Genomic DNA, 23538 nt, shown 5'->3' with positions numbered 1-23538 from the left:
CCACCATGGTCTGGTTGAACTGCTCGATGGCGCCGTCAAAACCGGCCAGCCAGCGCATGATCGGGGTCGCCGGCACCCGGCCCAGGCCCTCATCGACCACGCCGGTTTCGGCGTCGGCCACCGCGGCCACCCGGGCCAGCCGGGCCACCGTCTGCTCGACGAACACATCACGGGGCCGACACACCACCCCCGCCGCCCGGGCCCGGGCCACCACCTGCATCGACAAAATGCTGTCCCCACCCAACTCGAAGAACGAGTCGTCCACCCCCACCCGCTCCAAGCCCAGCACCTCGGCGAAAATGTCGGCCAAAATCTGCTCCACCGCATCACCGGGGGCGCGATACCCCGCCGCGTCGGCGTACTCGGGGGCCGGCAGGGCGCGGGTGTCCAGCTTGCCGTTGACCGTCAACGGCAACGCCTCCAGGGCCACGATCGCCGCGGGCACCATATAGCCCGGCAACCGCTCGGCCAGCTGGGCGCGCGCTTGGGCCGGGTCGGCGGTACCGGTGATGTAGCCGACCAGGCGTTTGTCGCCGGGGCGGTCCTCACGGGCGATCACCACCGCCTGCTCCACACCGTCCACACTCGCGAGGGCGGCCTGGATCTCGCCGAGTTCGATCCGGTAGCCGCGGATCTTGACCTGCTCATCGGCACGGCCCAGATAATCCAACTGCCCATCGGCGCGCCAGCGCACCAAATCCCCGGTCCGATACATCCGCACCCCAGTGTCGGCGAACGGACACGCCACAAACCGCGCCGCGGTCAACCCCGCCCGGCCCACATACCCATACGCCACCCCGGCGCCGGCCACATACAACTCGCCCACCACCCCCGAGGGCACCGGACGCAACCAGCCATCCAGCACGAAAAACCCCAGATGCGCCAACGGCACCCCGATCGGGCTGGCCATCGCCTCCACATCGCCGGCGGTAATCGGCCGGTAGGAGGCGTGCACCGTGGTCTCGGTGATGCCATACATGTTGATCAACCGCGGCGCATCCGGGTGGTTGCCCAGCCACGGGCGCAGCCGCTGCGGCTCCAACGCCTCCCCACCAAACACCACCGCCTCAAGCGCCAGCCGTTGGCCGAGCTCGGGGGCCAGCGCGTCGGCGGACTGCAGCGCATAAAACGCCGACGGGGTCTGGCTCAACACACTGACCCGCTCGGCCACCAGCAGCGCGTGCAACTCCTCCGGGGCGCGCACCACCGCGTCGGGCACCACCACCAGCCGCCCCCCACCCAGCAGCGCACCAAAGATCTCCCACACCGAAAAATCGAACGCCAACGAATGACACTGCGACCACACCCCGGCGGGCTCGATATCGGCGGCCAACGTCTCCAACAACCGCGTCACGTTGCCATGCGGCACCGCAACGCCTTTGGGCACACCGGTGGTGCCCGAGGTGTAGATCAGGTAGGCGATGTCGTCGGGGGCCGGCGCCGCCAGCCCGGTGGCGGGCTGCGCGCCGATCGCCGGATCATCAATGTCGATCACCAGCAAGTTGTGGCCGTCCAGGCGCGAACGCAGGTCCGCCGTCGTGATCGCCGCGATCGGGGCGGCATCATCAAGCAGAAACTCGATCCGCGCCGCCGGGTGCGCCGGATCCAACGGCACATACGCCGCCCCCGCCTTGAGCACCCCCAAAATCGCCACAACCGCCTCGCCCGAACGCGGCACCAACACCGCCACCCGCTGCCCCGCACCCACGCCGTGGTCCACCAGCAGATGCGCCAACCGGTTGGAGGCCTCGTCAAGCTCGCGATAGGTCCACGAATGCTGCCCGCACGTCAGCGCGACCGTCTCCGAAGCATGGGCCACCTTGTCGGCGAACACTTCCGGAATCGATACGGCGGTGGCCGCGGTCCGGGTCAACACCGGCCGGTTTCCCCAGCGATCGAGGCGGGCGCGTTCGGCTTCGTCGAGCAGATCAATCGAGGACAGCGGTCGGGTTGGGTCGGCGGTGATGGCCGCCAGCACCCGTTTGAAGCGCTCCATCAGCTGTTCGATGCTGGCGGCGTCGAAAACCTCGGTGTCGTACTCGATGCGAACGCCTAGTTCCCGGCCGGGTTGGGCCACCAGCGAAAGCGGGTAGTGGTTGTGTTCGCGGATGCTGAAGTCGGCGATACCCAACGTGTCGATGCTCGATATTGCTGCGGCATCGACCGGGTAGTTCTGGTACACGAACAGCGTGTCGAAGAGCCGGTCATGGCCGGTGAGGCGGTGGATTTCGGGTAGGGCCAGGTGCTGGTGCTCGAGTGTGTGGTTGTGGGTGCCTTGCAGCTGGTCGAGTAGGTCGGCGGGCGTGGTGGTGGGGGTGATGCGGGTCCGCACGGGCACCGTGTTGATTAACAGCCCCATGATTGAGTCGGCACCCACCAGGTCGGCGGGCCGACCCGAGATCACGGCTCCGAAGGCGACATCGTGCTGACCGGTCAGCCACATCAGCAGTTGCGCCCACGCCGCCTGAAGGACGGTGTTGACCGTAACGTGCTGCGAGTGTGCGAGTTCGTTGACGGCGTTAGTGGCGGCCTCGGGCAGCCGGAACGATTCCATGCTTCGCCGCCCGAGCTCTAGGCGATCCGCGGGTCCGACGAGGGTGGGGGTGTCGAAGTTGTGGAGGGCGTGTTGCCAGGCTTGGCGGGCGGCGTTGTGGTCGCGTTGGGTCAGCCAGGTGATGAATCGGCGGTAGGGGGGGGGCGGGTAGGTGCTGGCCGTAGTAGGCGGTGAACAGTTCGCGCAGCAGGATGGGCATGGACCAGCCGTCGAGCACGATGTGATGGTTGGTCAGTATCAGCCGGTGTTCATCGGGTGCGGTGCGGATGAGCGCGGCCCGGAATGCCGGCTGGTCGCTGAGGTGGTAGACCTCGGCGCGTTCGGCGGCACAGAGTTGGTTTATCTGTTCGTCGATGTCGACGCCGTCGAGTTGGAGGTATTGCCAGGGTGTTTGGGGTTGGGCGGGGATGATTTGCACCGGCTCGTCGAACTGGTCGCTGAAGCGGGCCACCAGGTTGGGGTGGCGGGTGATGACGGTGTGCAGCGCGTCGCGCAGCCGGTGCGGGTCCAGTGGGCCGGTGATGGTGATGGCCAGTTGCACGGCGTAGATGTCGTCGCCGCTGGCGGGGGTGGTGCTGGTGTGAAACAGCAGGCCCTGCTGCAGCGGGGTCAGCGGCAACACATCAGCGACGGGTTGGTGCTGGCAGAGCTGGTCGAGTTGCTGCTGGCTCAGGTGGGCGGGGGCGATGTCAGACGGGGTCAGCCCGCCGCCGCCGGCGCGCACGTGCGCGCAGATGCCGCGCAACGCCTCAAACCACAACTCGCTGAGCCGGGCGATCTGGGTGTCGTCGAGCACCGAGGGCGCCCAGCTCCAGCCGGCCTGCAGGGCCGGGCCGGACTCGGTGTCGACGGTGGCGGCGTTGAGTTCGACGGTGTGCGCCAACGCCATCGGGATGGCCGCGGCCGCGCCGATTTTTGACATGCCCTGGGCGCTGATGCGCCACAGCTGCTCGGAGGCCTGCTCGGGTGAGCTTGAGCCGCCGAGGCGGCCCAGGTAGTTGAACCCGATCGGCGGATCTGGGTCGTCGAGGTCGATGTCGGGGTTGAGGTAGCGCAGCAGCCCGTAGCTCAGCGGCTCGGGCAGGGCGCGCAGTTGTTCTTTGGCGTCTTTGATCAGCGCCCCCAACCCGGGCCCACCGGCGACCACCTGCGCCCAGTCCAGGCCAGCGACCCGCAACGCCACCGGGTATTTGGCGGTGAACCAGCCCACCGTGCGGGACAGATCCAGCTCCGCACCCAACTGCTCCTCGTGGCGGCCATGACCCTCCACATCAACACCCACCGGGCCGGTGGGGTCCCCCACAAACTCGGTGATCGCGATGCCGAAGGCGATCACCAGGATGTCGCCAATGCCGGTGTGAAACGCCGCGGGCACCTCACCGAGCAGCATCCGGGTGCTCTCCACATCCAGTTGCGCCGAGGAATGCCCGGCCGTCGCGTAGGTGTCGATCCCCGGGTCGGGCGCGGGCAGCACGGCCGGGGCGCCGGCCACCTGCCGCCACGTCTGGGCGGTGGCGGTGACCTCGGGGCGCTGGGCGTGCTCGTGCAGCAGGGCGGCCCAGCGGGCAAACGAGGTCCCCGGCGCCGCCAACGCGATCGGCTGGCCGGCCCGGTGCTGGGCCCAGGCCACGTTGAGGTCCTCGAGCAGGATCCGCCACGACACCCCATCCACGGCCAAATGGTGAATCAGCACCACCAGCCGCCCGGTGTCAGCCACCCACAGCGCGCGCAGCATCACCCCGGCCGCCGGATCCAACCCCGAGCGGGCCGCCACCAACGCCTCATCCGACAGCGCTTCCACGGTGTGCACCCGCTCGGCGGCGTCGACCGATCCGGGCTCGGGCACCACCAGCACCCACCCGCCTGCCGTGTCGTGGTGTTCGAGGCGCGCGCGCAGCATCGCGTGGCGATCCAGCAACGCCTGCACCAGCACCACCACATCGGTTTGGGTCACCCCGGGCGGGGCCTGCACCACCATGGTCTGGTTGAACTGCTCGATGGCGCCGTCAAAACCGGCCAGCCAGCGCATGATCGGGGTCGCCGGCACCCGGCCCACACCCTCATCGACCGGGCCATCCGAGGCGGCGTCGGCCACCGCGGCCACCCGGGCCAGCCGGGCCACCGTCTGCTCGACGAACACATCGCGGGGCCGACACAACACTCCGGCGGCCCGGGCCCGGGCCACCACCTGCATCGACAAAATGCTGTCCCCACCCAACTCGAAGAACGAGTCGTCCACCCCCACCCGCTCCAAGCCCAGCACCTCGGCGAAAATGTCGGCCAAAATCTGCTCCACCGCATCACCGGGGGCGCGATACCCCGCCGCGTCGGCGTACTCGGGGGCCGGCAACGCCCGGGTGTCCAGCTTGCCGTTGACCGTCAACGGCAACGCCTCCAGGGCCACGATCGCCGCGGGCACCATATAGCCCGGCAACCGCTCGGCCAGCTGGGCGCGCGCGTGGGTGGGGTCGGCGGTACCGGTGATGTAGCCGACCAGGCGTTTGTCGCCGGGGCGGTCCTCACGGGCGCTCACCACCGCCTGCTCCACACCGTCCAAACTCGCGAGGGCGGCCTGGATTTCGCCGAGTTCGATGCGATACCCGCGGATCTTGACCTGCTCATCGGCACGGCCCAGATAATCCAGCTGCCCATCGGCGCGCCAGCGCACCAAATCCCCGGTGCGATACATCCGCATCCCGGGCGCCCCGGCCCCGCCGAACGGGCACGCCACAAACCGCGCCGCGGTCAGCCCCGCCCGGCCCACATACCCATACGCCACCCCGGCGCCGGCCACATACAACTCGCCCACCACCCCCGCGGGCACCGGGCGCAGCCAGCCATCCAGCACAGACAGCGCCGCCCCCGCGACTGGCAAGCCGATTGGCGGCATCCCCGAACCGGGCGTCAACGGTGCACTTCTGGAAGTACATATTGTGGCCTCGGTCGGCCCGTAGGCGTTGAGCATGACGCGCCCCGGCGCCCAGCGGTCCACCACCTCAGCCGGGCAGGCCTCACCGGCCACCAGCAATGCCACGGACTCCAACCCTTGTGGCGAGAGCATCCCCACGGCCGAGGGGGTCTGGGTCAATACACTGACCCGCTCGTCGACCAGCACCTGGTGCAGCTCGTCGGGGGAGCGCACCACCTCATCAGGCACCACCACCACCCGACCGCCCTGGAGCAAGGCGCCGAAGATTTCTTCGACCGAGGCGTCGAAGACAAAGGAATGACATTGCGCCCAGACCCGTGCCGGTCCCGCCGGAAGAGGCGTATCCCGAGCCGTGAGTAGTTGGGTGACGTTGTGGTGGGCGACGGCCACGCCTTTGGGGACCCCGGTGGTGCCGGAGGTGTAGATCAGGTAGGCGATGTCGTCGGGGGCGGGACCGGGGAGGGCGGTGGTGGGGTGGGTGGTGATGGCGGGGTCGGTGATGTCGATGACGGTTAGTTGGTGGCCGTCGAGGCGGGGGCGTAGGTGGGGGGTGGTGATGGCGGCGCTGGGGGCGGCGTCGGTGAGCAGGAACCCGATGCGGGCGTCGGGCAGGGTGGGGTCGATGGGCAGGTAGGCCGCCCCGGTCTTCAAGACGGCCAGGATCGCCGCGATGGCCTCGGCCGAGCGCGGTAGGAGCAGGGCCACACACTGCCCGCGGCCCACCCCGCGGGCGATGAGCAGGTGTGCGAGCTGGTTGGAGGCCTCATCGAGGTCGCGGTAGCTGATGGCCCGGCCCGCGCAGCTGATCGCCACCGCCTGCGGGGCGTGGGCCACCTGTTCGGCGAACGCGGCCGGGATCGATACCGCCGCGGTGGCGGGCCGGGTCAGCGCGGTGTGGTTGCCCCAGCCGGCTAGGCGGGTGTGTTCGGTGTCGTCGAGCACATCGATCGACGACAACGGCTGGGTGGGGTCGGCGGTGATGGCGGCCAGCACCCGCTGCAAGCGCTCGATGAGCGCGTGGATGCTGGCCGGGTCGAACACGTCGGTGCGAAACTCGACCTGCCCGCCGATGCCGGCCGGCTGCCCGGCCTGGTCCCAGCGCTCGGCCAGGGAAAACGCCACATCCATGCGGGCGGTGCGGGTGTCCACCGGCACCACGCTGGCCTGCACCTCACCCAACGCCAACTCATCGGGGCCGGTGAGGTTTTGCCAGGCCAGCATGACCTGCACCAGCGGGTGATGGGTCAGGCTGCGGGTCGGGTTGAGCCGCTCCACCAACACCTCAAAGGGCACATCCTGGTGCTCGAAGGCCGCCAAACTGCGTGCCCGCACCTGGGCCAGCACCTGCGCCACACTCGGGTCACCGGCCAACTGCACGCGCAGCACCAAGGTGTTGACGAAAAACCCGACCAGCTCATCGAGCGCCGGATCAGCGCGCCCGGCCACCGGGAAGCCGACCGCGATGTCGCGGCTGGCGCTGATCTTGGCCAACAACACCGCCAAGGCTGCCTGGATCACCATGAAACTGGTGGCGTTGTGCTGCCGGGCCACCCGGGTGATCTGCTGCTGCAACTGCGCCGGCCACTCCAGCGCGATACGCGCGCCGCGCTGATCGGCCACCGGCGGGTAGGGCCGATCGGTGGGCAACTCCACCCGCTCCGGCAACCCGGCCAGGGTGTGCTGCCAATAGCCCAGCTGGGCGTTGATGCGGCTATCGGGGTCGTCGAACTCACCGAGCTGGACGCGCTGCCACAACGTGTAATCGGCGTACTGCACCGGCAGCGGCGCCCAGGCCGGCGGGCGTCCGTCGCAGCGGGCGGTGTAGGCCAGGCCCAGATCACGCACCAGCGGGGTGATCGACCAGCCGTCCGCGGCGATGTGGTGCACCACCGCCACCAGCACATGCTCACCGTCACCGACCCGCAACAGCCGTGCCCGCAACGGGATCTGTCCGGCCAAATCGAAACTGTGCCGCACCGCGGCCTCGATCGCCTCACCCACCCGCTGTTGTGTCCAGCCGGTGGCGTCGATCACCTCCCAGCCGAACTCGGCCCGCTCGGGGGCCACGATCACCTGCTGGGGAACCCCGTCGGTCGCGGCGAAGATGGTGCGCAGGCTTTCATGGCGGGCCACCACATCGGCCAGCGCCGCCCCCAACGCCTCGGCGTCCAGCGGGCCGCGCAGCCGCAGCGCCACCGCCATGTTGTAGACCGGCGAGGGCCCCTGCAACTGATCCAGGAACCACAGCCGCTGCTGGGCGAACGACAACGGCACCACCGCCGGGCGCAGCATCGGCGTCAACGGGGCCAGCCGGCCCGCACCGCCGGCCCCGATGCGCGGGGCCAGCTGGGCCACCGTGGGCGCTTCGAACACCGTGCGCACCGCCACGGTGGTGGCCAAGCCGGTGTTGATCGCGGCCACCAGCCGCATCGCCGACAGCGAATCGCCACCCAAATCGAAAAACGAGTCCTCGACCCCCACCCGCTCCACACCCAACACTTGGGCGTAGATGCCGGCCAGCAACTCCTCAACCGCATTAGTGGGGGCCCGATACCCGGCGGCGTCGGCGTACTCCGGTGCCGGCAGGGCGCGTTTGTCGAGTTTGCCGTTGACCGTCAACGGCAACGCGTCCAGCGCCACCACCGCCGCCGGCACCATATAGCCCGGCAACCGCTCGGCCAGCTGAGCCCGGATCGCGGCCGGGTCGGCGGACCCGGTGACGTAGCCGACCAGGCGTTTGTCGCCGGGGCGGTCCTCGCGGGCGATCACCGCCGCCTGACCCACCCCCGCCACCTCGGCCAGGGCGGCCTGGATCTCCCCCAACTCGATGCGATACCCGCGGATCTTGACCTGCTCATCGGCGCGGCCCAAATAATCAAGCTGCCCATCAGCACGCCAGCGCACCAAATCCCCGGTGCGATACATCCGCGCACCGGGCCCGCCGAACGGGCAGGCCACAAACCGCGACGCCGTCAACGCACCCCGGCGCCAATACCCCACCCCCACCGCATCACCGGCGGCGTACAACTCACCGACCACCCCCACCGGCACCGGACGCAACCAGCCATCCAGCACAAACAACGCCGCCCCCGGCACCGGCGACCCAATCGGCACCCCACCACCCGGGGTCAACGGCGCGCTCAACGTCACCCACATCGTCGCCTCAGTCGGGCCATAGGCGTTGATCACCACCCGCCCCGGCGCCCAGCGCTCCACCAACTCCGCCGGGCAGGCCTCACCACCCACCATCAACGCCACTGATTCCAAACCGTCGGGCGAAAGCATTCCCGCCGCCGAGGGGGTTTGGTTTAAGACATTGACCTGTTCGGCGATCAGCAAGGCGTGCAAGTCATCCGGCGAACCGCCCACTTCGTCGGGCACCACCACCAGCCGCCCACCATGCAGCAGCGCCCCGAAAATCTCCCACCCCGAAATGTCGAAGCTATACGAATGCCACTGCGACCAAACCTGATCCGCCGGTAGCGGCGCGTCCAGTGAGTCGATGAGTTGCGTGACGTTGTGGTGAGTGATCGCCACACCCTTGGGCACACCGGTGGTGCCCGAGGTATAGATCAGGTACGCGATGTCCTCAGGCGCAGGCGCCGCCAACGCAGTGGCCGGATGGGTGTCGACTAGGGGGTCGCTGACATCGATGACAGCGAGGTCGTGCCCGCTGAGCCGGTCGGCCAGCGCGGCCGTGGTCAGTACGGCGATCGGGGCGGCGTCGGTGAGCATGAACCCGATCCGGGCGTCCGGGTGTGCCGGGTCGATCGGCAGGTAGGCCGCGCCCGTTTTCAAAACCGCCAGGATCGACACGATCGCCTCAGCCGAGCGTGAAAACAGCAGTGCTACATACGCCCCCGGCCCGGCACCATGGTCAACCAACACGTGCGCCAACCGATAAGACGCCTCATCCAGCTCACGGTAGGTCCACGACCGCTGCCCACACCTCAACGCCACCGCCTCCGGGGCCTGTGCCACCTGCGCGGCAAACACCTCCGGAATCGACGCCGCCGTCGTCAACCGGCTCAACGCGGCCCGGTTACCGACCTCATCAAGGTGGGCGTGCTCAACGACCTCGAGCACATCGACCGACGACAACCGCCGAGCCGGGTCGGCGGTAATCGCCGCCACCACCCGCTGCCAGCGCTGGATCAGTATTTCGATGCTGGCGGCGTCGAACACGTCGGTGCGAAACTCCACCTCCCCGCCAATCCCGGCTGGCTCTCCGTGCTCTCCCCAGCGCTCCCCGAGGAAGAACGAGAGGTCCATGCGCGCGGTGTGGGTGTCCACCGGCAGCACGCTGGCCTGCACCTCACCCAAGGTCTGCTTGCCGGTGGCATTGTCCTGCCAGTTCTGCCAGGCCAGCATCACCTGCACCAGCGGGTGATGGGCCAACGACCGGGTCGGCTGCAGCCGATCGACCAACACTTCGAAGGGCACATCTTGGTGCTCGTAGGCGGCCAGCGCGCGTGTCCGCACCTGGCCCAGCAGTTCGGCGACACTCGGATCGCCGGCCAGCTCGACCCGCAACACCAAAGTGTTGATGAAACAACCCACCAGTTCGTCCAGAGCCGGGTCGGGGCGCCCGGCGACCGGGAAGCCGACCGCCACCTCGCGGCTTGCGCTGATCTTGACCAGCAGCACCGCGAGTGCGGCCTGCAGCACCATGAAGCTGGTGGCGTTGTGCTCACGAGCCACCCGGGCGATCTGCTGCTGCAGCTCCGCCGGCCAGTCCAGCGCTACGCGGGCGCCGCGGTACTCGGCAACCGGGGGATAGGGCCGATCGGTCGGCAACTCCAGCCGTTCGGGCAGCCCGGCTAGGGTGTGCTGCCAGTAGGCCAGCTGCGCGTTGATGCGACTATCCGGGTCGTCGAAATCGCCGAGCTGGCTGCGCTGCCACAGCGTGTAATCGGCGTACTGCACCGGCAGCGGCGCCCACTGCGGCGCACCGCCTTCACACCTGCTGGCATACGCCAGGCCCAGGTCGCGCACCAGCGGCGTGATCGACCAGCCATCGGCGGCGATGTGGTGCACCGCGGCAACCAGCACATGCTCGTCATCGCCAACTCGGAAAAGCCTTGCCCGCAGCGGGATCTCGGCAGCAAGGTCGAACGAGTGACGCACCGCGGTGTCGATGCCCTGCTGCAACCGGTCCGAAGACCAGCCGGTGGCATCAACCACATCCCAGCCGAACTCGGCTTGCTCGGCCGGTATGATCACCTGTTGAGGTATGCCGTCGACCGCTGCGAACAGGGTGCGCAGGCTTTCATGACGTGCCACCACATCGGCCAGCGCCTGCCCCAGCGCGGCGGCGTCAAGGCGCCCGCGCAGCCGCAACGCGACGGCGATGTTGTAGATCGGGGAGGGCCCCTGGAACTGGTCCAGGAACCACAGCCGCTGCTGGGCGAACGACAACGGCACCACCGCCGGCCGCTCCACCGGGGTCAACGGGGCCAGCCGGCCCGCGCCCGCTCCGATGCGGGGCGCCAGCCGGGCCACCGTGGGGGCTTCGAACACCGTGCGCACCGCCAGGTTGGTGTCCAAGCCGGTGTTGATCGCGGCCACCAGCCGCATCGCCGACAGCGAATCGCCACCCAGGTCGAAGAACGAGTCATCGACGCCGACCCGCTCCACGCCCAGCACTTGGGCGAAAATACCGGCCAGCAACTCCTCGACCGGGTTACTCGGGGCGCGGTAGTGATCGGCGTCGCTGTATTCCGGTGCCGGCAGGGCGCGTTTGTCGAGTTTGCCGTTGACCGTCAACGGCAACGCATCCACAACCACGACCGCGGCGGGCACCATGTAAGCCGGTAACCGCTGCGCCAGTGTTTCGCGGATAGTTGTCGGATCGGCGGATCCGGTGACATAACCGACCAGGCGTTTGTCGCCGGGGCGGTCCTCACGGGCGATCACCGCCGCCTGCCGAACTCCATCCAGCGCGGCCAACGCGGCTTGAATCTCACCCAATTCGATGCGATAGCCGCGAACTTTGACCTGCTCATCGGCGCGGCCCAGATAGTCCAGCTGTCCATCAGCGCGCCAGCGCACCAAATCCCCGGTGCGATACATGCGTGTTCCTGGCACTTCCGCGTCGGCGAATGGGCAGGCCACAAACCGTGCCGCGGTCAACGGAGCCCGGCGCCAATAGCCCACGCCTACTGCATCGCCGGCGGCGTACAACTCACCGACCACACCCACGGGTACCGGACGCAACCAGCCATCGAGCACAAACAACGCCGCCCCGGGCACCGGCGAACCGATCGGCACCCCCGACCCCGGTGTGAGGGGGTCGCTCAACGTCACCCACATCGTGGCCTCGGTGGGGCCGTAGGCGTTGATCATCACCCGCCCCGGCGCCCAACGGTCCACCACCTCCGCCGGGCAGGCCTCACCGCCCACCACCAACGCCGTTGACTCCAACCCATCCGGGCACAGCATCCCCACCGCCGACGGGGTTTGGTTCAAGACGCTGACATGTTCACGAATCAGCAATGCGTGCAAGTCATCCGGTGACGCGGTGACCTCTTCGGGCACCACAACCAGCCGCCCACCATGCAGCAGCGCCCCGAAGATCTCCCATCCCGAAATGTCGAAGCTGTAGGTGTGGCACTGCGACCACACCTGCCCCGGACCTGCTAAACCGCGATCCATCGAGCCCAGCAGTTGAACGACGTTGTGGTGGGTAATCGCCACCCCTTTGGGGACACCGGTGGTGCCGGAGGTGTAGATCAGGTAGGCAACGTCCCCAGGCGCGGGGTTAGGCAACGCGGTGGCGGACTGGCTGTTCACACCGGGGTCGTCGGCGTCGATGACGAGTAGCTCATGGCCGTCGAGGCGGTCGGCCAGTGCGGCGGTGGTCAGCACCACAATCGGCGCGGCGTCGGCGAGCATGAACTCGATGCGCGCCGCCGGGTGTGCCGGGTCGATCGGCAGATACGCCGCCCCGGCCTTCAACACCGCCAGGATCGACACGATCGCCTCGGCCGAGCGCGAAAACAGCAGCGCCACGCACTCACCCGGGCCCGCACCCCGGTCAACCAACAAGTGCGCCAACCGGTTCGACGCCTCGTCCAGCTCACGGTAGGTCCACGAACGCTGACCACATGTCAGCGCCACCGCATCCGGCGCGCGTGCGACTTGGGCGGCGAACAACATAGGAATCGACGCCTGTGTGGTGACCGGCCGGCTTAATGCCGCCCGGTTACCGACCGCATCGAGATGGGCATGCTCGGCCGCGTCGAGGAGATCGATCGACGACAAGCGTTGATTGGAGTCGGCGGTAATGGCGGCGACCACCCGCTTGAAGCGTTCGATCAAGGCGCCGATGCTGGCCGCGTCGAAGACGTCGGTGCGGTACTCCACCACCCCGGAAATCCCGGCTGGCTCCCCGTTCTCACCCCAGCGCTCCCCGAGGAAGAACGTCAGATCCATGCGGGCGCTGCGGGTGTCCACCGGCAACAGGCTGGCCTCCACATCACCCAACCCCAACCCGGTGCTGGGATCGCCGCTTTCCCAGTTCTGCCAGGCCAACACCACCTGAACGAGCGGCGAATGGGCCAGGCTCCGGGTCGGGTTGAGCCGCTCCACCAGCAACTCAAACGGCACATCTTGGTGCTCGTAGGCGGTCAGGGCGCGACCGCGCACCTGGCCCAACAGCTCGGCCACAGTCGGATCACCGGCCAGCTCGACCCGCAACACCAAAGTGTTGACGAAGAACCCGACCAGCTCATACAGCGCCGGGTCGCGGCGCCCGGCGACCGGAAACCCGACCGCCACATCGCTGCTGCCGCTGATCTTGGAAAGCAACAGCGCCAGCGCGGCCTGCATCACCATGAAGCTCGTGGCGTTGTGCTCACGGGCGAACCGAGTGATCTGCTGCTGCAGCTCGGCCGGCCAATCCAGCGCCACATTGGCGCCGCGGTAATCGGCCACCGGCGGGTAGGGCCGATCGGTGGGCAGGCCCAGCCGTTCGGGCATCCCGCCCAGCGCCTGCTGCCAGTAGGCCAGCTGAGCGCCGATGCGGCTATCCGGGTCATCGACGTCACCGAGCTGCTCGCGCTGCCACAGTGTGTAGTCGGCGTACTGCACCGGCAGTGGCGCCCACTCCGGGGCGTGTCCTTCGCAGCGGGCGGCGTAGGCCCGGCCGAGGTCGCGCACCAGCGGGGTGATCGACCAGCCGTCCGCGGCGATGTGGTGCACGGCGGCCACGAGCACATGCTCCTCATCGCCGATGCGGAAAAGCCTGTCCCGCAACGGAATTTCACCGGCCAGGTCGAAACTATGACGCACCGCGGTGCCGATGGCCTCCTGCAACCGTGCCGCCGGCCAACCCGTTGCGTCGACGACATCCCAGCCGAACTCAACGTTCTCAGCAGGCACAATCACCTGCTGGGGTGTTCCGTCCACCGCGGGGAAGATCGTGCGCAGGCTTTCGTGGCGTGCCACCACATCGGCGAGCGCTTGCCCCAGCGCGCCGGCGTCGAGTTGGCCGCGCAGGTGTAGCGCCACCGCCATGTTGTAGATCGGTGAAGGCCCCTGGAACTGGTCCAGGAACCACAGTCGCTGTTGGGCGAACGACAACGGCACCACCGCTGGCCGCTTGACCGGTCGTAACGGCGCAAGCCGCCCAACACCCCCGACCCCGATCCGGGGCGCCAGCTGGGCCACGGTGGGCGCCTCGAAGACGGTACGCACCACCAGGTTGGTGTCCAAGGCGGTGTTGATGGCGGCGATCAGGCGCATCGCGGAAATGCTGTCGCCGCCGAGTTCGAAGAAGGAGTCGTCGACACCGACTCGGTCGATGCCGAGGAGTTGGGCGTAGATGCCGGCCAGCAGTTCTTCGACCGCGTTAGTGGGGGCCCGGTAGCCGGCGGTGTCGGCGTATTCGGGGGCGGGCAGGGCGCGGGTGTCGAGCTTGCCGTTGACCGTCAACGGCAGCGCATCCAGGGCCACGATCGCCGCGGGCACCATGTAGCCCGGCAACCGCTCACCGAGCCGGGCCCGCACCGCGGCCGGATCCGCCGACCCCGTCACATAACCGACCAGGCGTTTGTCGCCGGGGCGGTCCTCACGGGCGATCACCACCGCCTGCTCCACACCGTCCACACTGGCGAGGGCGGCCTGGATTTCGCCGAGTTCGATCCGGTAGCCGCGGATCTTGACCTGCTCATCGGCACGGCCCAGATAATCCAACTGCCCATCGGCGCGCCAGCGCACCAAATCCCCGGTGCGATACATCCGTGTCCCGTCACCGCCGAACGGGCAGGCCACAAACCGGGATGCGGTCAGCCCGGCCCGGCGCACATAGCCGTAGGCCACACCCGCGCCGGCCGCATACAACTCGCCCACCACCCCGGCGGCGACGGGGCGCAGCCAGCCATCCAGCACAGACAGCGCCGCACCCGGTGCCGGCGCCCCGATCGGCGGTGCCCCCGAACCAGGCGTCAACGGCGCGCTGAGCAGCACCACCATCGTGGTCTCGGTGGGGCCGTAGGCGTTGATCATCACCCGCCCCAGCGCCCAGCGGTCCACCACCTCAGCCGGGCAGGCCTCACCGGCCACCACCAGCGCCGTGGACTCCAAACCCTCTGGCGAGAGCGCCCCCACGGCAGAGGGGGTCTGGGTCAACACATTGACCCGCTCGTCGACCAGCACCTGGTGCAGCTCGTCGGGGGAGCGCACCACCTCATCAGGCACCACCACCACCCGACCGCCGTGCAGCAGCGGGCCGAAGGTCTCCCACACCGAGGTGTCAAACCCGTAGGTATGACACTGCGTCCACACGCCAGTCACTGGCAGATAGCCGCCCAACACCGTGAGTAGTTGGGTGACGTTGTGGTGGGCGACGGCCACGCCTTTGGGGATCCCGGTGGTGCCGGAGGTGTAGATCAGGTAGGCGATGTCGTCGGGGGCGGGACCGGGTGGTGCGGTGGTGGGGTGGGTGGTGATGGCGGGGTCGGTGATGTCGATGACGGTTAGTTGGTGGCCGTCGAGGCGGGGGCGTAGGTGGGGGGTGGTGATGGCGGCGCTGGGGGCGGCGTCGGTGAGCAGGAACCCGATGCGGGCGTCGGGCAGGGTGGGGTCGATGGGCAGGTAGGCCGCCCCGGTCTTCAAGACGGCCAGGATCGCCGCGATCGCCTCGGCCGAGCGCGGCACCAGCAGGGCCACACACTGCCCGCGGCGCACCCCGCGGGCGATGAGCAGGTGTGCGAGTTGGTTGGAGGCCTCATCGAGGTCGCGGTAGCTGATGGTCCGGCCCGCGCAGCTGATCGCCACCGCCTGCGGGGCGTGGGCCACCTGTTCGGCGAACGCGGCCGGGATCGATGCCGCCGCAGCGGTGGTGGGCTGGGTCAGCGCGGTGTGGTTGCCCCAGCCGGCTAGGCGGGTGTGTTCGGTGTCGTCGAGCACATCGATCGATGACAACGGCTGGGTGGGGTCGGCGGTGATGGCGGCCAGCACCCGCTGCAAGCGCTCGATGAGCGCGTGGATGCTGGCCGGGTCGAACACGTCGGTGCGAAACTCGACCTGCCCGCCGATGCCGGCCGGCTGCCCGGCCTGGTCCCAGCGCTCGGCCAGGGAAAACGCCAGGTCCATGCGGGCGGTGCGGGTGTCCACCGGCACCACGCTGGCCTGCACCTGACCCAACGCCAATTCGTCGGGGCCGGTGAGGTTTTGCCAGGCCAGCATGACCTGCACCAGCGGGTGATGGGTCAGGCTGCGGGTCGGGTTGAGCCGCTCCACCAACACCTCAAAGGGCACATCCTGGTGCTCGAAGGCCGCCAAACTGCGTGCCCGCACCTGGGCCAGCACCTGCGCCACACTCGGGTCACCGGCCAGCTGCACGCGCAGCACCAAGGTGTTGACGAAAAACCCGACCAGCTCATCAAGCGCCGGATCAGCGCGCCCGGCCACCGCGAACCCGACCGCGATGTCGCGGCCGGCGCTGATCTTGGCCAACAACACCGCCAAGGCGGCCTGGATCACCATGAAACTGGTGGCGTTGTGCTGCCGGGCCACCCGGGTGATCTGCTGCTGCAACTGCGCCGGCCACTCCAGCGCGATACGCGCGCCGCGCTGATCGGCCACCGGCGGATAGGGCCGATCGGTGGGCAACTCCAGGCGCTCGGGCAACCCGGCCAGCACCTGCTGCCAATAGTCGAGCTGGGCGTTGATGCGGCTATCGGGGTCGTCGAACTCACCGAGCTGGACGCGCTGCCACAACGTGTAATCGGCGTACTGCACCGGCAGCGGCGCCCAGGCCGGCGGGCGTCCGTCGCAGCGGGCGGTGTAGGCCAGGCCCAGATCACGCACCAGCGGGGTGATCGACCAGCCGTCCGCGGCGATGTGATGCACCACCGCCACCAGCACATGCTCACCGTCACCGACCCGCAACAGCCGTGCCCGCAACGGGATCTGTCCGGCCAAATCGAAACTGTGGCGCACCGCGGCCTCGATCGCCTCACCCACCCGCTGTTGTGTCCAGCCGGTGGCGTCGATCACCTCCCAGCCGAACTCGGCCCGCTCAGCGGGCACAATCACCTGCTGGGGAACCCCGTCGGTCGCGGCGAAGATGGTGCGCAGGCTTTCATGGCGGGCCACCACATCGGCCAGCGCCGCCCCCAACGCCTCGGCGTCCAGCGGGCCGCGCAGCCGCAGCGCCACCGCCATGTTGTAGACCGGCGAGGGCCCCTGCAACTGATCCAGGAACCACAGCCGCTGCTGGGCGAACGACAACGGCACCACCGCCGGGCGCGGCATCGGCGTCAACGGGGCCAGCCGGCCCGCACCGCCGGCCCCGATGCGCGGGGCCAGCTGGGCCACCGTGGGCGCTTCGAACACCGTGCGCACCGCCACGGTGGTGGCCAAGCCGGTGTTGATCGCGGCCACCAGCCGCATCGCCGACAGCGAATCGCCACCCAAATCGAAAAACGAGTCGTCGACGCCGACCCGCTCCACACCCAACACTTGGGCGTAGATGCCGGCCAGCAACTCCTCAACCGCATTAGTGGGGGCCCGATACCCGGCGGCGTCGGCGTACTCCGGTGCCGGCAGGGCGCGTTTGTCGAGTTTGCCGTTGACCGTCAACGGCAACGCGTCCAGCGCCACCACCGCCGCCGGCACCATATAGCCCGGCAACCGCTCGGCCAGCGCCGCGCGAATGGCGGCCGGGTCGGCGGACCCGGTGACGTAGCCGACCAGGCGTTTGTCGCCGGGGCGGTCCTCGCGGGCGATCACCGCCGCCTGACCCACCCCCGCCACCTCGGCCAGGGCGGCCTGGATCTCGCCCAACTCGATGCGATACCCGCGGATCTTGACCTGCTCATCGGCGCGGCCCAAATAATCAAGCTGCCCATCAGCACGCCAGCGCACCAAATCCCCGGTGCGATACATCCGCGCACCGGGCCCGCCGAACGGGCAGGCCACAAACCGCGACGCCGTCAACGCACCCCGGCGCCAATACCCCACCCCCACCGCATCACCGGCGGCGTACAACTCACCGACCACCCCCACCGGCACCGGACGCAACCAGCCATCCAGCACAAACAACGCCGCCCCCGGCACCGGCGACCCAATCGGCACCCCACCACCCGGGGTCAACGGCGCGCTCAACGTCACCCACATCGTCGCCTCAGTCGGGCCGTATTCGTTGATCACCACCCGCCCCGGCGCCCAGCGCTCCACCAACTCCGCCGGGCAGGCCTCACCACCCACCATCAACGTGGTCGATTCCAGACCCTCCGGGGACAGCATCCCGGCTGCTGAGGGGGTCAAACACGCAATGCTGACCTGTTCGGCGATCAGCAAGGCGTGCAAGTCATCCGGCGAACCGCCCACTTCGTCGGGCACCACCACCAGCCGCCCACCATGCAGCAGCGCCCCGAAAATCTCCCACCCCGAAATGTCGAAGCTATACGAATGCCACTGCGACCAAACATGATCCGGTCCCGCCAAACCACGGTCCAGCGAGCCCAGCAGCTGCGTGACGTTGTGGTGAGTGATCGCCACACCCTTGGGCACACCGGTGGTGCCCGAGGTATAGATCAGGTACGCGATGTCCTCAGGCGCAGGCGCCGCCAACGCAGTGGCCGGATGGGTGTCGACTAGGGGGTCGCTGACATCGATGACAGCGAGGTCGTGCCCGCTGAGCCGGTCGGCCAGCGCGGCCGTGGTCAGTACGGCGATCGGGGCGGCGTCGGTGAGCATGAACCCGATCCGGGCGTCCGGGTGTGCCGGGTCGATCGGCAGGTAGGCCGCGCCCGTTTTCAAAACCGCCAGGATCGACACGATCGCCTCAGCCGAGCGTGAAAACAGCAGTGCTACATACGCCCCCGGCCCGGCACCATGGTCAACCAACACGTGCGCCAACCGATAAGACGCCTCATCCAGCTCACGGTAGGTCCACGACCGCTGCCCACACCTCAACGCCACCGCCTCCGGGGCCTGTGCCACCTGCGCGGCAAACACCTCCGGAATCGACGCCGCCGTCGTCAACCGGCTCAACGCGGCCCGGTTACCGACCTCATCAAGGTGGGCGTGCTCAACGACCTCGAGCACATCGACCGACGACAACCGCCGAGCCGGGTCGGCGGTAATCGCCGCCACCACCCGCTGCCAGCGCTGGATCAGTATTTCGATGCTGGCGGCGTCGAACACGTCGGTGCGAAACTCCACCTCCCCGCCAATCCCGGCTGGCTCTCCGTGCTCTCCCCAGCGCTCCCCGAGGAAGAACGAGAGGTCCATGCGCGCGGTGTGGGTGTCCACCGGCAGCACGCTGGCCTGCACCTCACCCAAGGTCTGCTTGCCGGTGGCATTGTCCTGCCAGTTCTGCCAGGCCAGCATCACCTGCACCAGCGGGTGATGGGCCAACGACCGGGTCGGCTGCAGCCGATCGACCAACACTTCGAAGGGCACATCTTGGTGCTCGTAGGCGGCCAGCGCGTGTCCGCACCTGGCCCAGCAGTTCGGCGACACTCGGATCGCCGGCCAGCTCGACCCGCAACACCAAAGTGTTGATGAAACAACCCACCAGTTCGTCCAGAGCCGGGTCGGGGCGCCCGGCGACCGGGAAGCCGACCGCCACCTCGCGGCTTGCGCTGATCTTGACCAGCAGCACCGCGAGTGCGGCCTGCAGCACCATGAAGCTGGTGGCGTTGTGCTCACGAGCCACCCGGGCGATCTGCTGCTGCAGCTCCGCCGGCCAGTCCAGCGCTACGCGGGCGCCGCGGTACTCGGCAACCGGGGGATAGGGCCGATCGGTCGGCAACTCCAGCCGTTCGGGCAGCCCGGCTAGGGTGTGCTGCCAGTAGGCCAGCTGCGCGTTGATGCGACTATCCGGGTCGTCGAAATCGCCGAGCTGGCTGCGCTGCCACAGCGTGTAATCGGCGTACTGCACCGGCAGCGGCGCCCACTGCGGCGCACCGCCTTCACACCTGCTGGCATACGCCAGGCCCAGGTCGCGCACCAGCGGCGTGATCGACCAGCCATCGGCGGCGATGTGGTGCACCGCGGCAACCAGCACATGCTCGTCATCGCCAACTCGGAAAAGCCTTGCCCGCAGCGGGATCTCGGCAGCAAGGTCGAACGAGTGACGCACCGCGGTGTCGATGCCCTGCTGCAACCGGTCCGAAGACCAACCGCTGGCATCAACCACATCCCAGCCGAACTCAGCTTGCTCGGCCGGTATGATCACCTGTTGAGGTATGCCGTCGACCGCTGCGAACAGGGTGCGCAGGCTTTCATGACGTGCCACCACATCGGCCAGCGCCTGCCCCAGCGCGTCGGCATCAAGATGCCCGCGCAGCTGCAGCGCCACCGCCATGGTGTGGATTGGGGAGGGTCCTTGCAACTGATCGATAAACCACAGCCGCTGCTGGGCGAACGACAACGGCACCACCGCCGGCCGCTCCACCGGCGTCAACGGGGCCAGCCGGCCCGCGCCCGCTCCGATGCGGGGCGCCAGCCGGGCCACCGTAGGGGCTTCGAACACCGTGCGCACCGCCAGGTTGGTGTCCAAGCCGGTGTTGATCGCGGCCACCAGCCGCATCGCCGACAGCGAATCCCCGCCCAGGTCGAAGAACGAGTCATCGACGCCGACCCGCTCCACGCCCAGCACTTGGGCGAAAATACCGGCCAGCAACTCCTCGACCGGGTTACTCGGGGCGCGGTAGTGATCGGCGTCGCTGTATTCCGGTGCCGGCAGGGCGCGTTTGTCGAGTTTGCCGTTGACCGTCAACGGCAACGCATCCACAACCACGACCGCGGCGGGCACCATGTAAGCCGGCAGCCGCTCGCTCAGCTGGGCCCGGATCGCGGCGGGGTCGGCGCTGCCAGTCACATAACCGACCAGGCGTTTGTCGCCGGGGCGGTCCTCACGGGCGATCACCGCCGCCTGCCGAACCCCGTCCAGCGCGGCCAACGCGGCCTGGATCTCACCCAATTCGATGCGATAGCCGCGAACTTTGACCTGCTCATCGGCGCGGCCCAAATAATCCAGCTGCCCATCAGCACGCCAACGCACCAAATCCCCGGTGCGATACATGCGTGTTCCTGGCACTTCCGCGTCGGCGAATGGGCAGGCCACAAACCGCGACGCCGTCAACGGAGCCCGGCGCCAATACCCAACGCCCACACCGCGGCCGGCTATGTACAACTCACCGACCACACCTGCCGGCACCGGGCGCAGCCAGCCATCGAGCACAAACAACGCCGCCCCGGGCACCGGCGAACCGATCGGCGCCCCGCCCCCCGGCGTCAACGGCGCACTCATCGCGGCATAGACCGTCGCCTCGGTGGGGCCGTAGGCGTTGATCATCACCCGCCCCGGTGCCCAACGGTCCACCACCTCAGCCGGGCAGGCCTCACCGGCCACCATCAACGCCGTCGACTCCAACCCGTCCCCGGAGAGCACACCCACCGCCGACGGGGTTTGGTTTACGACGTTGACATGTTCACGAATCAGCAAGGCGCGCAAGTCTTCTGGTGAGTGGACGACCTCGTCAGGCACCACCACCAGCCGTCCGCCATGCAGGAGCGCACCGAAGATCTCCCACACAGACACGTCGAAGACCAGGGAATGCCACTGCGACCACACACCGGCACTTGGCAAGCCGGCAGGCACTGACTCCAGCAATTGGGTGACGTTGCGGTGGGCGACGGCCACGCCTTTAGGGACACCCGTCGTGCCGGAGGTGTAGATCAGGTAAGCAATGTCGTCGGGCGCCGGCGCCGGCAAAGCTGTTTTAGGGTGGGCGTCGACGGCGGGGTCGTTGACATCGATGACCGCCATGTCGTGCGTCCCAAGTCGGTCGGCCAGCGCGGCGGTGGTCAGCACCGCAATCGGCGCCGCGTCGGCGAGCATGAACTCGATGCGCGCAGCCGGGTGTGCCGGGTCGATCGGCAGATACGCCGCCCCGGTCTTCAACACCGCCATGATCGACACGATCGCCTCGGCCGAGCGCGAAAACAGCAGCGCCACGCACTCACCCGGCCCCGCACCCCGGTCAATCAACAAGTGCGCCAACCGGTTCGACGCCTCATCCAGCTCACCGTAGGTCCACGAAGCCTCACCACACGTCAGCGCCACGACATCCGGCGTGCGAGCCACCTGGGCAGCGAACACCGCCGGAATTGACGTCACCGCGGTGACCGGCTGGGTCAAAACTGACCGGTTACCCCACCCGTTCAGGTGGTCCTGCTCAGCGTCATCCACCAAATCCACCGACGACAGCAGCAGGGTCGGGTCAGTGGTCAGGGCCGCCAACACCCGCTCTAACCGCTCCGCTAGCTCGGAGACTTCGAAGTTCGAAAATGGCAGCGCTGCGCCCACAGTGCTAAGGAAGAGCTGCTCACTGGCGCTGGAGAAGATTAAGCCGAAGCCGCCGACAATGCCGGGATTGCTGTACGACGCTGATGCAGCGGCAGTACCGAACGAAACAGTCGACGTAGACGGGAGGAAGTTAACACTCACCCGATCGGCTAGTTGCCCTGGACCGCGATGCTGAGTTTTGCGCTCAAGGGCTTGCACCGGAAACCGCTGATGCTCCAGTGCTTCCCGTATTCGTGTGTCAACGTACTGGCAAAAATTGGCAACGGAAGTTTCCGGCGAGACCTTCAACACCAGCGGTACGATGCCGGCAACCATTCCCGGAAGCGTCTTCGACTCTGGACGTACACGTCTGGTGACCGGGAAATCCAGCACCACCTCTGGGCCTTCGGCACACCACCCACGTACTAGAAGCGCGCATGCGGCGGTAATGACCGACGATCGTGGCACGTTCCACGCTTCGGCTGCTTCGTCAACGTAGCGAACGATGAGAGGGTCTATTTCAACCGGCGCAGAAAGCTGATTCTGATCACGTCTGCCCGAGGCTTTTGACAACCGGTAACTCGGTCCGCTTTCCGGTAAAAGGTTCTCCGCCCAATAAGCCTGGTCTTTGGAATAATCTTTGGAGCCTTCGTACTCTGATTCGAGGTCGACCAAGTCCTGCAATGAACCAAAAAAAGCAGGAGGGATGGGTGTGCCTGAAACTATCGCCGAGTACAGAGCGGCAATCCGATGGCCGACGAGCAGAATTCCGGTTCCATCAATAACTATATGATGACCCCAGGCGAACAAGTAAAATTCATCGGTCCCGGTTCGGAATAAGGCGAATCTGAACAGCGGACCGGTGAAGGGCATTGGCGTGCGTTGGATCGATGATGCGGTCTCGTGAGCTTGCTCCACCGGATTAGGCTCGGAGCTCAGGTCGTAGAAGGGCAGCTCGATGTCCGGATAATCCATCACTTTTTGGTAGATCTGGCCGTCTATCTCAAAGATGCTGGCCCGAGTTGGTTCCGCCTCTTGTATTGCTCGGCGGATCGCCCACTCAAGGACATCACGATCTACCGTTCCTTCGATTTTCAGGAACAGGCCGAGCTGCCATTCCGCGCCGGTGTCACCCGTTTCCTGCGCAAGCCATATGTCTAGCTGTGCACGTGTTAGCGGAAGCGCCCGGTCGTCAAGCTTTATTGGCGGTGTGCGCGTCGGCGGAAGTGCCCTGTCACCAAGTTCCAT

The 23538-nt window shown here is 67.9% G+C and carries 1 pseudogene; it reads right to left on the bottom strand.

What is annotated here, in order from left to right:
* Positions 1-133: 133 nt before the first annotated feature.
* Positions 134-23538, bottom strand: a pseudogene (locus G6N15_RS23750) (non-ribosomal peptide synthase/polyketide synthase); the annotation flags it as partial.

The sequence above is a fragment of the Mycobacterium noviomagense genome, from assembly GCF_010731635.1.
Classification (GTDB): domain Bacteria; phylum Actinomycetota; class Actinomycetes; order Mycobacteriales; family Mycobacteriaceae; genus Mycobacterium; species Mycobacterium noviomagense.
The sequence above is the reverse complement of the archived record's forward strand: the minus strand, read 5'-3'. Positions and strand labels throughout refer to the sequence as shown.